This is a genomic window from Agrobacterium sp. AGB01 (assembly GCF_014851585.1).
In the GTDB taxonomy this organism is placed as follows: domain Bacteria; phylum Pseudomonadota; class Alphaproteobacteria; order Rhizobiales; family Rhizobiaceae; genus Agrobacterium.
In genome coordinates, this window is the sequence record NZ_JACVAB010000003.1 from 282,135 (window position 1) to 297,314 (window position 15,180).

The 15,180-nt window shown below is 54.1% G+C and carries 14 protein-coding genes; 2 read left to right on the forward strand and 12 right to left on the reverse strand.

Annotated elements, in window-relative coordinates; translation table 11 throughout:
• The first annotated feature begins 168 nt into the window (after positions 1-168).
• On the forward strand, positions 169-435 hold the full coding sequence (locus IB237_RS13090) for a cyclic nucleotide-binding protein (RefSeq protein ID WP_192489112.1): 267 nt from the start codon (positions 169-171) through the stop codon (positions 433-435).
• A gap of 102 nt (positions 436-537) precedes the next feature.
• Here the strand turns inward: IB237_RS13090 and IB237_RS13095 are convergent, their stop codons facing one another.
• The 12 genes from IB237_RS13095 to IB237_RS13150 form a co-directional block, all read right to left on the reverse strand.
• Positions 538-1,437: a LysR substrate-binding domain-containing protein gene (locus IB237_RS13095; protein ID WP_192489113.1), complete on the reverse strand. Its 900-nt coding sequence runs from the start codon at positions 1,435-1,437 to the stop codon at positions 538-540.
• 147 nt (positions 1,438-1,584) lie between these two features.
• Positions 1,585-2,565 (reverse strand): galactofuranose ABC transporter, permease protein YjfF, encoded by a 981-nt coding sequence (yjfF, locus tag IB237_RS13100; RefSeq protein WP_076846325.1) that lies wholly within the window; start codon positions 2,563-2,565, stop codon positions 1,585-1,587.
• Complete coding sequence (locus IB237_RS13105; RefSeq protein ID WP_192489114.1) at positions 2,562-3,602, reverse strand: ABC transporter permease; 1,041 nt, start codon at positions 3,600-3,602, stop codon at positions 2,562-2,564. The genes yjfF and IB237_RS13105 overlap by 4 nt, the downstream gene beginning before the upstream one ends.
• Complete coding sequence (locus IB237_RS13110; RefSeq protein WP_192489115.1) at positions 3,602-5,134, reverse strand: sugar ABC transporter ATP-binding protein; 1,533 nt, start codon at positions 5,132-5,134, stop codon at positions 3,602-3,604. The genes IB237_RS13105 and IB237_RS13110 overlap by 1 nt, the downstream gene beginning before the upstream one ends.
• 262 nt (positions 5,135-5,396) lie before the next feature.
• Positions 5,397-6,398, reverse strand: a complete 1,002-nt coding sequence (gene ytfQ, locus IB237_RS13115) for a galactofuranose ABC transporter, galactofuranose-binding protein YtfQ (protein WP_192489116.1) — start codon at positions 6,396-6,398, stop codon at positions 5,397-5,399.
• Between the two features lie 248 nt (positions 6,399-6,646).
• A complete protein-coding gene (locus tag IB237_RS13120; RefSeq protein WP_192489117.1) occupies positions 6,647-7,771 on the reverse strand; it encodes a glycoside hydrolase family 105 protein in 1,125 nt (374 codons plus the stop codon).
• Positions 7,768-9,279, reverse strand: coding sequence for a glycoside hydrolase family 28 protein (locus tag IB237_RS13125; protein ID WP_192489118.1), 1,512 nt, complete (start codon positions 9,277-9,279; stop codon positions 7,768-7,770). The genes IB237_RS13120 and IB237_RS13125 overlap by 4 nt, the downstream gene beginning before the upstream one ends.
• A gap of 61 nt (positions 9,280-9,340) precedes the next feature.
• Positions 9,341-10,612 carry an ABC transporter substrate-binding protein gene (locus IB237_RS13130; protein WP_192489119.1) on the reverse strand — a complete coding sequence of 424 codons (1,272 nt, stop codon included), beginning with the start codon at positions 10,610-10,612 and terminating at the stop codon, positions 9,341-9,343.
• 41 nt (positions 10,613-10,653) lie between these two features.
• Positions 10,654-11,763, reverse strand: coding sequence for an ABC transporter ATP-binding protein (locus IB237_RS13135; RefSeq protein ID WP_192489120.1), 1,110 nt, complete (start codon positions 11,761-11,763; stop codon positions 10,654-10,656).
• 4 nt (positions 11,764-11,767) lie between these two features.
• On the reverse strand, positions 11,768-12,568 hold the full coding sequence (locus IB237_RS13140; protein ID WP_352230591.1) for a carbohydrate ABC transporter permease: 801 nt from the start codon (positions 12,566-12,568) through the stop codon (positions 11,768-11,770).
• 107 nt (positions 12,569-12,675) lie between these two features.
• A complete protein-coding gene (locus IB237_RS13145) occupies positions 12,676-13,560 on the reverse strand; it encodes a carbohydrate ABC transporter permease (protein WP_192489122.1) in 885 nt (294 codons plus the stop codon).
• Positions 13,557-13,928 (reverse strand): hypothetical protein, encoded by a 372-nt coding sequence (locus IB237_RS13150; protein WP_192489123.1) that lies wholly within the window; start codon positions 13,926-13,928, stop codon positions 13,557-13,559. Before IB237_RS13150 ends, IB237_RS13145 begins: the two co-directional genes overlap by 4 nt.
• Positions 13,929-14,093: 165 nt before the next feature.
• Here IB237_RS13150 and IB237_RS13155 point away from each other — a divergent pair, with 165 nt between their 5' ends.
• Positions 14,094-15,056 (forward strand): AraC family transcriptional regulator, encoded by a 963-nt coding sequence (locus IB237_RS13155; RefSeq protein WP_192489124.1) that lies wholly within the window; start codon positions 14,094-14,096, stop codon positions 15,054-15,056.
• Positions 15,057-15,180: the final 124 nt, after the last annotated feature.

Sequence of the window (15,180 nt, forward strand, 5' to 3'; positions counted from 1 at the left end):
TTCGGTACTAGCTAAGCGACGCTCCGAGGGGGTATGATTTTTATGCATGGGGGCATGAAATCTCAATGTATTGGTTTCTTTTTCAAGCGGAGTAGATGAGCAACGCCGGAGCCTGTCCGGTGTCATTATTCCCCTGAGACACAGGGGTTATCGCGTATGGAGTGAACCATGGGGCTTGCTGATTTTGTTGGCCTTGCAGGAGCTTTTTTCTATCTCTTCGCCTATGCTCTGTTGCAGCTGCGCTTCCTGACAATTGAAGACGGGCGTTACACGCTCCTCAACGTTCTGGGCGGTGTTGCACTCATCTATTCGCTGATGTGGAACTTCAATATCGGCTCACTCATCTCGCAGGTTGCGTGGCTGATTTTTACGATCATCGGCTACACGCGTTTCCTGATGGAAAAGCGTCGTAAAGCTCGTGTTGTGCCTGTCTAGGATTGATCGTTGACGTATGTCAACCGCCACCAAAGCGCGTCAAAGACAAGGCGCGCTTTGGTTTCTACGTATGGTTTCAGCAAATAGCGCAACTGCGCCGCATTACAAATTTTCCCGTGTAGTTTCTTGATTATTGGCGATAAGCCAATCTGAAACCTCGCGCACAATTTTGCGCTGATGGCGATCTGAAGGACGCATAAGATAGAACTTTCCTTCCGAGCGCATGGTGTGCGAATGCATGGGAACAAGCGCGCCGCTATCGAGCTGATCGCGGATAAGCCATGTCCAGCCCAAGGTTACTCCAAGCCCTTGCGATGCCGCAGCAACGCAAAGACCGTAGTCTCCAAGCCGCCATTGAATAGCGTCCTGTGGCGGGGTGATCTGTGATGAATGCCACCAGTCGCGCCAGTCCTGCCATTCGCGCATCGAATCTTCAATCGAGATCAAAACGGGCGCGTTCTGGTCCATGAGGTCAGGCATCCCCCCCTTGGAAACCGGCACCACTTCCTCCCGCCCAAGTTCGGACAGCCAGACACCAATAGGGCGTTCCTTGCGGTAGAAAATTGCCAGATCAAATTCATCAAGGCGCAGATGCGCGACATCATCGGTCACTCGCAGTCTAAGTTCGACGCCGGCGATGTCCTGCTTGAGTTTCGAGAGGCGGGGTAAAAACCACTGGTCAGCAATACCGCGTGAACAGGCAATGGTGATCTGTCGTGCGCCAGACCATGAGCGCACACTATCCGTCACGCTGGCTATTTCAGAAATGAGCCGTGAAACGTCGATCGAATAGTTTTCACCCATTGTCGTCAGACGTACACCAGTCGGTACGCGATCAAACAGTTTGGAACCAATGAAGGCTTCCAGCTTGCTGATCTGGCGACTGACAGCACTTTGCGTCAGGCCCAATTCAATGCCCGCACGGGAAAAGCTGCCGAGCCGCGAAGCGGTTTCAAAAACCACCAGCGCCTCCAGCGGCGGAAGCCGAGTTGCCGTTCCCATGTGCCATCTCCAGATTTGAAGCAAATCATGGCCTGGGTTGCCTATTTAGCCCTTATTCAGCACCCCGCTCATGCATTCAGCCTTATACGGCTGGACGGCCTTAATTTTCAACTGTCAAGAAAGCGCCTGCAACGGGAACGTTACCTATCAGGCATGCGCCGCTGCAGTCAGCTTGCGGTTGGAGTACCAGACAATTCCTCGCTGCAAAACAATGAAGACAAACAGCAGAATACCGATGACGATCTTTGTCCACCAGGACGACAGCGTCCCTTCGAACACGATATAGGTCTGGATCAGTCCCTGAATGAGCAGGCCAATGAAGGTGCCTGCCACCAGACCTGCCCCGCCTGTCAAAAGTGTACCACCAATCACTACGGCCGCGATGGCATCCAGCTCAACACCAACGGTTGCCAGTGAATAGCCGGACGATGTGTAGAGCGTGTAGGCAATTCCTGCCAAACCCGACAGGAAGCCGGACAAAGCGTAGATGCCAATGGTGGTGGCGCCAACGGGCACACCCATCAGTTCCGCAGACTGTTGATTGCCGCCCAGCGCATAAACGTTGGCACCAAAGCGGGTTCTGCTGGCAATGATGATGCCAGCTGCAAACACCAGCAACATGACGATTGCCAGTGCAGTCAGCCGGCCACCACCAGGAAAACGGAAATAGAAGCCCTGAATGGCATCAATAACCGGGTGTGAGATCGGCACCGACTGGGTGGAGATGAGATAGGCAGCACCACGCGCCAGAAACATGCCTGCCAGCGTTACCACAAACGGGGGAATGCCGAGAAAGCGGATCATGCCGCCCATCAAGCATCCGAACAGCGTCGAGATGACCAGAACCGCTGCGAAAGCGACCAGCGGATGAACGCCATACGATCCAACCAGCACCGCGACAAAGACACTGGCAAAGGCAATGACAGAGCCGATGGACAGGTCGATACCGCCGGACAGAATGACAAAGGTCATGCCAACGGCGGCAATCCCGAGAAACGCATTATCCGTCAGAAGATTACCGATAACACGGGTCGACAACATATTGGGGAATTGCGCCACGCAAAGCGCGTAAGCGATGAGAAAGATTACCAGAGCAGCCAGAAAGGGCAGATTGCGGGTGTGGATCATTGTGCCGGCCCTTCTCTGGTAACATTTGATGTCGTTGTCTTTTGTTTTGGTTTCTCAGGTCTCAGAAAACTGATGAAAGTCGAGATGGCCGGTGACTGCAGCGTCAGGACGATGATGATGATCCCGGCCTTGATGATCAGGTTGAATTCCGGCGGAAAACCGGAAACTAGAATGCCGGTGTTGATCGCCTGAATAATCAAGGCGCCAATCAATGACGCAGCGATGGAAAAACGACCGCCATTTAGTGAGGTGCCACCAATAACCACGGCAAGGATTGCATCCAATTCCAGCCACAGGCCGGCATTGTTAGCGTCCGCACCTCTGATGTCGGCGGTCACAATCAGTCCTGCCAGTGCCGCACAAAGCCCGGAAATAGCATAGACAAAAAACAACAACACACGCGCCTTGACGCCAGCAAGTGAAGCAGCCCGGCGATTGATGCCGGTCGCTTCAATCAACAAGCCAAGCGCACTTCGCCGCACAAGAATTCCGATGATGAGCGCCGCACCGATCCAGATCAATACGGGCAGGGGAACGCCAGTAAAGGACCCGGATCCAATGGCTGCAAAAGTGTCGTTGTTGAAGGTTAGAATAACACCCTCGGTGATCAGCTGCGCAATGCCACGCCCGGCGACCATCAGTATAAGTGTGGCAATGATCGGCTGGATGTCGAGAACCGCCACGAGTAGACCGTTCCAGAGACCGCAAGCGATGCCGACCGCCAACGAGACGATGATAACCACAGGCAACGAGTGCCCATCACTGATGAGCGTGGCGGCAACTGCGCCGCAGATTGCGATCACTGCCCCAATCGAAAGGTCGATACCTCTTGTCGCAATCACGAGCGTCATGCCAATGGTGAGAAGTGCCACAGGCGCAGCACGCACCAGAATATCGATCAAGCTGCCATAAAGGCGGCCCTGCTGAAATGAGATCGTCAGGAAACCAGGTGACAGGACCGCAATGACAGCGAGGATAATGGCAAGCGCGCAAAGCTGCGGCGCAAGACGTTTGAAGCGGGAAACAATCATGGTCATCACGCGGCCTCCGTTCTCGATGCGGCAGCGGCATCTGCAATCGCCTGCATTATGGCATCCGCATTGACGGCATCACCGCTGAGTTCGGCGACGTGCTTGCGATCAGAGAGCACGATGACACGATGCGCAATCGCCGTCAGTTCTTCGAACTCGGAGGAAATGACGACCAGAGACATGCCCTGCTCGCAGAGCCTTTCGATCATTTTCAGGATTTCCGCATGCGCACCGATGTCAATGCCGCGTGTCGGCTCATCCAGAATTAGCAGTCGCGGGTTGGTGGCAAGCCACCGTGCCAGAATGGCTTTTTGCTGGTTGCCACCGGACAAAAACTTGATCGGGCGCTCACGGTCAGCCGGACGGATGTCCAGTGACTTGATAAAATCATCTGCCAAGGCAGCCTTCTGGCGTCGCGACAATGGTTTTGCCCAACCCTGCCGAGCCTGCAAGGCAAGCGCGATGTTATCAGCCACTGAAAAATCGCCAATAATGCCGTCGGTCTTGCGCTCTTCGGGACAAAACCCAAAGCCATGCGCAATAGCCGTTTCCGGTGTCGAAAGGGTGATCTGCTGTCCGTCAACCGTGGCAGTGCCACTATCGGATTTATCCACGCCAAATAGCAGAAATGCCGTTTCAGTGCGGCCTGATCCCAGCAAACCGGCAATGCCAACAACCTCACCGGGGCGAATGGACAGATTGAACGGCGCAACACTGCCGCGCTTCCCATATCCTTCAAACCGGATCGGCGCCGTGCCATCCGCAACGGTTTCTTCCGTCGCATGGCTGTGATGTGTGACCTGCTGCAACTCGCGGCCCAGCATCATGGAAATAAGTTCCGAGCGCGGCAGACTGGCAATCTCGCGAGAGCCAACCAGACGACCATTGCGCAAAACTGTCACACGGTCAGCAATGTCATACACCTGATTGAGAAAATGGGTGATGATAACGATACCAAGGCCTTCATCACGCAACTGGCGAAGCACCGCAAACAGCATCTCGACCTCATGGCTGTCGAGACTGGCAGTCGGTTCATCAAGCACCAACACTTTCCCTGAGAGGTCAACAGCACGTGCAATGGCTATGATCTGCTGTACGGCGACAGAATAGCTGGAAAGCAATGACGTGACATCAATCGACAGACCGTAGCGGGCCAGCAAAACAGTCGCTCTGCGGTTCATTTCCCTGCGGTCAACCAGACCGAAACGTCGTGGCTGACGTCCGAGAAACAGGTTTTCGGCGACAGTCAGGTTCTCAAGAAGGTTTACCTCTTGATACACCGTACCGATCCCCAGAAGCTGGGCCTCACCGACATTGGAGGGGGAGATTTCATCGCCATCCAAAAAAATCGCACCGCGATCACGCGTGTAAACGCCAGTCAGAATTTTGATGAGAGTGGATTTTCCTGCACCGTTTTCACCCAGAAGGGCATGGACTTCACCTTCGTTCAGCGTGAAGTCAACTCCATCCAGCGCGGGAATACCAAGGAATGATTTTCCAATGGTGCGCGCTTCAAGAAGTGGGGCCTTTACTGCCATATATCAGGTTCCTGCCAACTGCCTGCATCAAACCCTTGGAAACGCGGATAACCAGGGATTACGCAGCATTTCGAACACGTTACAGAGCCAAGACTGCGGCACGCACAAACGGCGCGGCATTGTCCTTGCACTGTAGGGAAGACGCGGTGAGCTGACCCCACCGCATCTCTCTCGATTGCAGGTAGGGCACTCCCGCTCAAAACCGCATCACGGGAATGCCCTATCTTTTGTCTTGTTGTTTCGAACTGAAGTTCCTTGCGACTTAGTAGCCGAGGCCCTTCTTCGCTTCATAGACCTTCATCGGATCATCAGCAGCGGTGTACAATTTGGATTCCGTCTGGATCCACTTTGCAGGCTCTTTCTTGTCCTTCAAATACGCATCCAGCGCATCAAAGGCAGGGCCAGCCATGTCAGGCGTCAACTCGACTGTTGCGTTGGCTTCACCATCAGCCATTGCCTTGAAGATATCAGGCACGGCATCGATCGACACGACCTTGATGTCCGTGCCCGGCTTGAGGCCAGCTTCCTTGATTGCCTGGATGGCACCGACAGCCATGTCATCATTGTGGGCATAAACGGCACAGATGTCCTTGCCGCCGCCTTCAGCCTTGATGAAGCTTTCCATGACTTCCTTACCCTTGGTACGGGTAAAGTCACCGGTCTGCGAACGCACGATCTTTATGTTTGCGTGCGAAGCAATGGCTTCTTCAAAGCCCTTCTTACGGTTGATGGCAGGGGACGAACCGGTCGTGCCCTGAAGCTCAACCACCTTGCAGTCCTTGGAGCCGACGTCCTTGACCAGCCATTCACCGGCGACCTTGCCTTCATGAACCTGATCCGAGGTGACGGCAGTCAGATAAAGATCATCCGGAGCTTCGATCTGACGGTCAAGAAGGATAACCGGAATCTTTTCTTCCTTGGCTTCCTTCAAGACAGCATCCCAGCCAGTTGCAACAACAGGCGCAATAAGGATGGCATCAACGCCCTGCGCGATAAAGCCACGCACGGCCTTGATCTGGTTTTCCTGCTTTTGCTGGGCATCAGCGAACTTCAGTGTGATGCCACGCTTTTCCGCTTGCTGCTTGGTGACGGTAGTTTCTGCAGCACGCCAACCGGATTCAGATCCGATCTGCGAGAAGCCAACTGTAAGCGATTGAGCCGAAACGCCTGATGCAAGGCACGCGGAAAAAGCGACAGTAAATGCCGCAAGTGCTTTTCTCACCTTAAATCCTCCCAGAGATGATAGTAGCAATGACACAACCATATGAGCATATAGTATTACTCTTGGGAAGAAGTTTTTATGTGCCTCCAAACAATTCCTGCGACAACTCAAAAAAATGCAAAACAAAACAACATAAAAACAGATATTTAATATGACTTTTGTAACAAAAACCTTCAACGACAACAGCACGAAAACCTACGCGGTCGCGAATTAAAAGTATGATAAATAGACAAAAACGCCGGCTCGTCACCGGCGTTTTGTATACATTGCTATTGTCTGACACGGTAGGGTTAGCTGGCTATGCGTGCTGTCTGTTCCGACACATCAGCCACGGCAAGCAAACGCTCCGCATGTGCCATCATTAGCGGAGCAACACCCTTGATATCGTCATCCCTCAGGGTTTCAGAAACATAGTAGGCAGGCGTCCCGTCACGGTAGTTGCCTTCGAAACCACCAAGACCCGCCACACAACATATATCCTGAAGAACAATACGCCCGCTGGCATTTGGCTTCAGGGCATTCTCTTCCAGACTTGTGAGTGCCTTTATCCCAACCGCCGCGTCACGATTCTTGACGCCCAGGCGTGCCGCCTTGATGAAGGCATAGGCGAACATTGCCGTTGCGGAACTCTCGGCATAATTGCCGTCAAGTTGCGGTTGATCGATAACCTGCAGCCAACGACCATCGGCTGTCCGCAATGCCTCAAGCCGCACCAAAAGGCTTGCAAACCACTGAGACAGGGCATCGCGCTTTTCACTGGGCGGCGCAACCTCGATCGTGTCGGCAAGCGCCATACAGAGCCAGCCAATCGACCGCGCCCAATGGGCCGGCGAAAGTCCGGTCTGCGGGTTTGCCCATGCTTGCAGACGTTCCTCATCATAGCCGTGACGGAAAAGACCACTCTGCGCATCGAAGGTCAATTCGAGCCCTGTCAACATTTCATCCAGCGCCTCATCCACCAAGGCATTGTCACCTATAAGCGCGGCATATTCGACCTTGAAGGGCAGGGCCATATAAAGGCCGTCCAACCAGATCTGATGCGGATAACGCAGCTTGTGCCAATGCGGACCGGCGGATGTGCGCGGATGACTTTGCAACTGGCGAAGTAGATGGTCCAGCGCCGTACGGTAGCGGGGCTGCGGATCTGCCTTGTAGAGTGCAATCAGGGCGCGGCCTGGCAGAATGTGATCGATATTATATTCGGGAATGGAATAGCCACGCAGTTCTCCATTGTCGCTGATCTGACCGTCGACCAGACGTTTCATATGGCTGAACCATTGCCGGTTTCCGCTTGCCCCATAAAGGGCGATCAGCCCGCGATAGAGGCAACCATCCTCGTAGCACCAGCTTCCGCCTTTATAATAGCTGTAGTCACTGGCATAGGCGTTGAAATATTCATCAAGATTGAGGGTCATACGGCAATACTCTGGCTGATAGTCGACAAGACGATGCCTTCCTTTTTCAGGAATGCAGCGTTTTCACTGATGATGCCCGCATGGCGGACAGGATCCATATGGCAAGCCATGTCGGGGGCGTCGGCGACCGCGTGAGGGTCAAACGTCACGCGATAATTTTCGATGGTGATATTCTCCACCGGCGCCTCTGGCAGGCCGTAGAAAGCGGCGGCGGCAATCGCAACACGATCGGCCACGACGTTGCGCACGGTAACTCCAGAAATACGCGGGGTCGCATCATTGATCGGCAAAGCCTCCCGGCTCTGTACGTAATCCGATCGTCCATCCTCATCACAGAAATAAAATGCATTGATGACCAGCGGCGCCTGAACACCGCGCATGGCACAGTCCTCAACGCTGATATTCTCAACAAGGCCGCCACGCCCGCGGCGCGTCTTAATGCGCAGACCGCGGTCAGTATCGACCATCTCACAGCGCCGAACCTGAACGTTGCGGACCGTACCGCTCATTTCGCTCCCAATGACGACACCGCCGTGCCCACGTTCCATAAGGCAGTTCTCAATGCAGATATCCTCGCACGGCTGGTCCAGTCCACCTTTTGGGTCACGTTTGCCAGCCTTGATGGCGATGCAATCATCACCGACCGAGAAACGAATCCCCTGCAGCAAAACATTGGTGCAGCATTCCGGGTTAAGACCATCGGTATTGGGTGAGTTGGGATCATTCTGTATCGTCAGCCCGATGGCTCTGACATCCCGGCTCAACACCGGATGAACCGTCCATGCAGGGGAATTGCGCACCACGATGCCCGAAATCGTTACGCGGGTGCTGCCGGAGACAAAAATGGTGCGTGGACGGCGTGCGCCATCACGGGTTTCCTTGGGCCATGTCCACCAGTCGCCGCTATCCCCGCCGCCATCGATCACACCGGCACCGGTAATTGTCAGGTCTTCACAATCGATGGCCGTAACAAGGCTTGCGTAACAGCCTTCAGAAACACCTTCCCATGTGCCAAGCACACGTCCATCATCATGTCTTGGTGGCAGGATTGGATAGGTTGAGCGGTCAGAAACCCCTTTGAGAACAGCACCATCGTCGATCATAAACGTCATGCGACTTTTCAGGAACAATGGTCCGCTTTGCCATTCTCCAGCTGGAATTCGTAAAGTACCATAATCCGGCAGAGCATCGATTGCTGCCTGGATGGCTGCTGTATTGTCGGGCGAGTGGGGTAAGGCGCCGAATTTTGAGATATCGATCACACGGCTTTCCGCAGCCGTGTCAAAGGTGATTTTCTCTCCGCCCATCTCCAGCCAGTATGTCGATTTCGGCTCAAGATCGCACAGAGTGAATACAACGGTATTGCTTTCGCCCTTGGCGAGCGGTTGACCATCACCACCCAGCAAAGACCAGACCACCGGTTGGGTCAGCGCATGCAGATACTGGCCAGCACCAAAGGCGAAACTGGCGGTGCGTGCCGTTGCGGTTAACAGATCGATGCGCGCCATGCTGTTTAAATTCCTTTTCATTCAATGCGGTGGGCTATCTCAGCCCACCGCAATTTCTGCATTAGATGCCGCCAAGGGCGTCATCGACGCTTGCAATAATTTCTGCCGCCGTGTCTTCCGCAGACTGCTGGCCATAGGCGAAGGCTTCGAGGTTGGTATCGAAGGCATCCGTCACGCGCGGATGTTCATTGAGAGGTGAAACGTTCGGGCCTTCCGATTCCATCACGATCTTGTAGGCATCGGCCTGCACGGGCTTGATCTTACCCGCATCGGTCAGCGTCTTGATTGCAACCTTGCTGGAAGGAATACCACGTGTCGCGCCAAGGATAGTGACCGCTTCAGGATCGTTGAGCAGGCAATTGATGATCTCTGCAGCGGCCTTTGGTTCCTTGCTGTTCTTGGAAATGGCAAGCAGCATGGACGGCTTACGGTAGATACCCTCGGTCTTGCCGCCCTCTGAGGTCAGCGAGTTGGTTGGGACCAGTTCCTGACCCGCTTCGAGCGGACCAGCAATTTTGCCGTAGGTGCTGTCCCACTGGTAGGAACTGGCATAACGACCATTCGCCCATTTCGGGTTTTCAAACAGCGGGCGGTTGCCCCCAGCCGATGAACTCTTCCAGGACTCGATAACACCCTTGTCGACCATCGACTGGTAGAAGTTCAGCGCTTCGGTCAGTTCTTCAGGTGACCATGCGACCTTGTTGGTTTCAGGGTCGATGAAGCTCTTGCCGGTCATCTGTGTTGCGCGCAGGATAACGACGATACGGGCATTCAGACCGTTCCCTTCAGAAGGAGCAGCCTCAAACGGATAATAGTCCGCTCCCAACTTTTCCTTCATGACAGGGGCGGCAGCAAACAGCTCATCCCAAGTTGTCGGCAGGGTAACACCAGCTTTTTCATAGGTGGTCTTGTTGAACATGAAGATGCGGGCGGTGGTAGAAACCGGCACGCCGTTGAGCTTGCCCTTGACGGTACCGCTTTCCAGATCGGCATCGGTCCACTGGCTAAGGTCGATTACATCCTTGTACTGGTTGAGGTCCGTAAAACCTTCACCGCCCTTGGAGAAAATCGGTAACCATGGCCAGTTGATCTGCATGATGTCAGCTTCAGTGCGCCCAGCTAGCTGAGTTGCAATCTTTTCCTGGTGCCCGCCCCAACCGGTAAACTCCGGCGAAATCGTGTGACCGAACTTCGCGCCGCAAACCTTCAGCGCCTCCTGCGTCGCAAGATGGCGGTCATCACTGCCCCACCACGACATGCGCAGATTGGCAGCATAGGCGCTACTCAGGCTCGTGGCAGCAAACAGCACCGCTGTAATAAGTACTCTTTTCATAATAACTCCTCCCAAGGAATGACTGTTGAGTGATGGATGGGTCAGTCCAGGCTGATGTTGTCACCGGACTGGCGGTTGAAAATGTGGGCAGATGCAGCATCGGCGCTCAGCCAAACCTGATCATCGCGAAGGCTTTTGCGGTCATAGGCATGAGACGGCACAACCGCGATCAGACGATTTTTACCGGCCTGCACATGCAGATAGACTTCATGACCCATGAATTCGACATGGCTGATCTTGCCGGACAACGCGTTGGCGGTATCTGGTGCAGCAAGGCTGAAATGCTGCGGACGTATGCCCAGAATGATGTCCTTTGGCGCATTTGCTGCCAGGCGATCCATCAACTGCGGACCAAGCTGCAGTTTTTGACCGGCAATATTGATCGACCTGTCACTATCAAGCGTCGCATCGATCAGGTTCATCTCCGGGCTACCGATGAAACCTGCCACGAATGAGTTGGCCGGTTTGTTGTACAGCGTCACCGGATCAGCCACCTGCATGATGTGGCCTTCCTTCATGACGCAGATCCGGTCACCCATCGTCATGGCTTCGGTCTGATCATGGGTCACGTAAACAACGGTTGCCTGCTGCCCCTCAGCCTTCAGACGCTTGTGCAGATCGGTAATACGAACCCGCATCGAGGCACGCAGCTTCGCGTCCAGATTGGACAAAGGCTCATCGAACAAGAAGACCTGCGGTTTTTTGATCAATGCGCGGCCCACCGCCACGCGCTGCGCCTGACCGCCGGAAAGCTGTTTGGGCAGGCGATCCAGCAAAGCTTCGATTTCCAGCGTTTTGGAAACATCCTGCGTTGCGTCTTCGATTTCGTCCTTCGGGCGACGCTTCAAACGCATGCTGAACGACAGGTTCTTGCGCACCTTCATATGCGGATAAAGCGCGTAGTTCTGAAACACCATCGAAATGCCACGCTCGCCCGGTGGCTTGTCGTTGACAAGTTCACCACCGATCCGAATTTCCCCGCCGGTAATGCGTTCCAGACCGGCAATCATCCGTAAGGTCGTCGACTTGGCACAGCCGGAAGGTCCCACCAGCACCATAAATTCACCGTCCTCGATGTCGAGGTTGATGCCATGCACGGCGCGGAAAGAAGCGTAGTCTTTTTCGAGATTTCTGAGTTGAAGACGAGCCATTTTGTTATCCTTTGATGCCGCCAGCAGAGATGCCGTCGATGAAGTATTTCTGCGCGACGAAGAACACGACGAGTGCAGGGGTGATGGCCAGGACCGACATGGCCAAGATACGGTTCCAGTCAAATGCCTCTGTCGTATCGATCGACAGTTTGAGGGCTAGCGAGACGGGGTATTTCTCGACCGACGACAGATAGATCAGCGGACCGAGGAAGTCGTTCATTGTCCACATGAACTGGAACAGGCACACCGATATCAAGGCCGGCATCAGCAGCGGCACGACGATAAACAGCAATGTCTGCATGGTGGACGCACCGTCCACACGGGCAGCTTCTTCCATGTCGCGCGGGATGGCGCGCAGGAATTGCACCAGCATGAACACAAAGAATGCGTCGCCAGCAAAAGCGGATGGCACCCAAAGCGGCAGGTAAGTGTCGAGCCAGCCGAGATCACGAAACAGCAGGTATTGCGGAATGCGCGTGACGACATTCGGTAGAAGCAGTGTCGCAATCAGCGTTGCGAAGAGGATTTTCTTGAACGGAAAATCAAACCGCGCAAAACCGTAAGCCACCGCGGTGCAGGAGATCGCTGTACCAATCATCTTTGGCAATACGATCCACAGCGTATTCAGGAAGAACGTGCCAAATGTGTACGGCGTCGATGTCTTCCAGCCATTGATATAGCCGTCAAGCGTTGGGTTTTCTGGCCAAAAGCCTGGATTATTGAAAATCTCGGCATTGGTCTTGAAGGATGCACCAACCAGCCAGATCAGCGGGTAAAGCATCAGCAAACCAACCCCTCCCAACATGGCATAACGAAGGACTGCACCGATGCGCTGGCGACGGACTTCCTTGTCGCGAATGCGCTCTGCTTCCGTGACACCCTGAATATTTGAAACAGTCTGATCGACCATAATCAGCTCCTCTTGTCGCCGGCGTAGTAGACCCAGTGGCGCGAGGACCAGAAGGCAACAACCGTAAGAACCATGATGATGACGAACAGCACCCATGCGATTGCCGAGGCATACCCCATATCGAACCGCTTGAAGGCCTCGTCATAGATGTACAGCGGCAGAAGATAAGTCGACTTCAACGGGCCGCCCTGTGTGATGATGTAGGGACCGTTGAACTCCTGGAACGCCTGAACCATCTGCATGATTAGATTGAAGAAAATTACTGGCGTGATCAGCGGAAGGGTAATGTGGACAAAGGTTTTCCACTTGCCAGCACCATCAATTGACGCTGCCTCGTAAAGCGAGTTATCAACGCTCTGCAGGGCCGCAAGAAAGATCACCATGGCTGAACCAAACTGCCAGATGCGCAGCATGGTGATGGTGAACAACGCATTTGTGGGGTCACCAAACCAATTGATCGGCTCCATGCCAAATACCGCAAGCCCCATATTGACCAGACCGGTATCGGCAAAGATGTAGCGCCACAGAACTGCGATAGCGATTGAGCCACCGAGGATAGACGGCACATAATAGGCCGTACGGAAGAAATTGATGAACTTCAGCTTGTAGTTCAGGATCACCGCAATGAAGAGCGCAAAAGCCAGCTTCAGCGGCACCGTCGTGAACACATAAATGAGTGTCACCCACAGCGACTTGCGGAACGTGCGGTCACTGGTGAACAGCTTGATGTAATTGGCAAGTCCGGTGAACGTGGGCGAGTCCAGCAGGTTGTAGTTCGTAAAGCTCAAATAAAGCGATGCGACGAAGGGCAGGGTCGTGAAGACCAGCAACCCGATGATGTAGGGCGTCAGATAGAACAGCCCGAGAAAACGGTTGTCTCCACTCATGCAGCAACTCCGGAGGTCAGTTCTTCCGGCAGGTAGTGACGTGTAGCGGCCACCCTTTCCCGGAACATTGTCGTGGTCTTGTCTGGCCCGATAGGCTGGACAAGCGGATCGGAAAGAGCATCTGCCGCACGAATGTCCTCGGCACGCTCTGCGTGATATTCGACCTTCGCGCCGTCCGACGCCGCAGAATATCGCATGCCGATTGCCGCGTTTCGCGCAGCTGCCGCATGATCGATGTCATAGAGTTTGATTGTTGCCGGGATAGTACCGTCATGGGCGAGGTCGCCCATCAGTTTCGTCGCGCAGTTGAGAGATCCGCCGCCTACATGGACGATACGGACAGGGTTTGTATATTCCGAATTGTGCATCCTCACTTCGATGGCTGAACAAGGAGAATCACCCCATACAGGGTAATTTCCCAGAACAGCCTCGCTCCTCCCATTGAAAAGGCCGTCAATCTGGTCAATCTGACACTTGCCGGGTAATATCAGCCGATGTTTTGTGAAAAAGAATAGATTCTTCGGGACAAAAAGATGGACAAAAGCGAACAAGGCATTCTCGGCAGCATTCCTGTTCAGGCGCTCAGCCTTTCCCTGACGCGCTCCGCCATCAAGATGGAGCACTCATCAAGCTGGCGGATCGATAAAACCAATAGTGTTCATGACCTTGTCATCTGTCTGACCGGTCGTGCGGAGTATGAAATCGAGGGCGAAAGAGTGGTGATGGAGCCGGGCTGCGCCATGCTGATTGAGGCCAATACCCGTTTCGTCGGTCAAGCTTTGTCGCGGGAGTTATACACCGGCGTCGCGCAACATTTCACGCTGGATGTGTTTGGCCGCATCGACCTGATTTCACAGATGGAAAAGCGCCGCTGGGTAATGATGCCACGCTGGCACATGCTGGAACCGCTGGTACGGCACTTTCGCGAAACCGTGCCCCTGTCATCGACCACACTTGTTCAGCATCACCAATTCATGGTTTTTCTGATCGACTTTCTCGAAACAGCATTTATCGGTTGGCGACAGCAGAAACAGGCTCCCGTCGACAATCCGGATGCATTGTCACTGGCGATCATGGTGGCTGCCAGCCAGATCGCCGCTGAGCCACTCGACGATGAGATCGTGGAAAAATCGCTGACGGCAACGCCATACAATCCCGACTATTTCCGCCGAATGTTCAGAAAACAAGTAGGGCTAACGCCGGCAAAATATCAGGAATTCAAGCGCATGGAACGCGCCATGGGGCTTCTGGCAGGTGGCAGTTCGGTCAAAAAAACCGCAGAACTGGTGGGCTATAGCGACAGCTATTATTTCTCACGCATGTTCCGGCAATATATCGGTGTCAGTCCAGCCGGCTACAAGGCCGCAGAACGGCGCAACAGGGACGGACAATTCCCGCGCGGCGAAGAAGATGGGCAGGTCAATTACCCCAAAATAAACAGAACACAGCCATCGCTGCAGGATTTGCAAATGGCCGATAAACTTAGTCACGACTGATCCCCAGGCAAAGGTGCCCGAGACGGGGCCGGCACGCCGAAAGCGGCGGGCTACGCAAAATGCGTTTACGTGCAGTTGCATGGTATTGACGTTCATTGTATGGAAGTGTCGTCAATTATTGATG

Bases quoted from the DNA above. Each gene is read 5' to 3' on its own strand.
- IB237_RS13090 (WP_192489112.1), top strand. From the start codon at position 169: ATGGGGCTTGCTGATTTTGTTGGCCTTGCAGGAGCTTTTTTCTATCTC.
- IB237_RS13095 (WP_192489113.1), bottom strand. From the start codon at position 1,437: ATGGGAACGGCAACTCGGCTTCCGCCGCTGGAGGCGCTGGTGGTTTTT.
- yjfF (WP_076846325.1), bottom strand. From the start codon at position 2,565: ATGATCCACACCCGCAATCTGCCCTTTCTGGCTGCTCTGGTAATCTTT.
- IB237_RS13105 (WP_192489114.1), bottom strand. From the start codon at position 3,602: ATGACCATGATTGTTTCCCGCTTCAAACGTCTTGCGCCGCAGCTTTGC.
- IB237_RS13110 (WP_192489115.1), bottom strand. From the start codon at position 5,134: ATGGCAGTAAAGGCCCCACTTCTTGAAGCGCGCACCATTGGAAAATCA.
- ytfQ (WP_192489116.1), bottom strand. From the start codon at position 6,398: ATGGTTGTGTCATTGCTACTATCATCTCTGGGAGGATTTAAGGTGAGA.
- IB237_RS13120 (WP_192489117.1), bottom strand. From the start codon at position 7,771: ATGACCCTCAATCTTGATGAATATTTCAACGCCTATGCCAGTGACTAC.
- IB237_RS13125 (WP_192489118.1), bottom strand. From the start codon at position 9,279: ATGGCGCGCATCGATCTGTTAACCGCAACGGCACGCACCGCCAGTTTC.
- IB237_RS13130 (WP_192489119.1), bottom strand. From the start codon at position 10,612: ATGAAAAGAGTACTTATTACAGCGGTGCTGTTTGCTGCCACGAGCCTG.
- IB237_RS13135 (WP_192489120.1), bottom strand. From the start codon at position 11,763: ATGGCTCGTCTTCAACTCAGAAATCTCGAAAAAGACTACGCTTCTTTC.
- IB237_RS13140 (WP_352230591.1), bottom strand. From the start codon at position 12,568: ATGTTGGGAGGGGTTGGTTTGCTGATGCTTTACCCGCTGATCTGGCTG.
- IB237_RS13145 (WP_192489122.1), bottom strand. From the start codon at position 13,560: ATGAGTGGAGACAACCGTTTTCTCGGGCTGTTCTATCTGACGCCCTAC.
- IB237_RS13150 (WP_192489123.1), bottom strand. From the start codon at position 13,928: ATGCACAATTCGGAATATACAAACCCTGTCCGTATCGTCCATGTAGGC.
- IB237_RS13155 (WP_192489124.1), top strand. From the start codon at position 14,094: ATGGACAAAAGCGAACAAGGCATTCTCGGCAGCATTCCTGTTCAGGCG.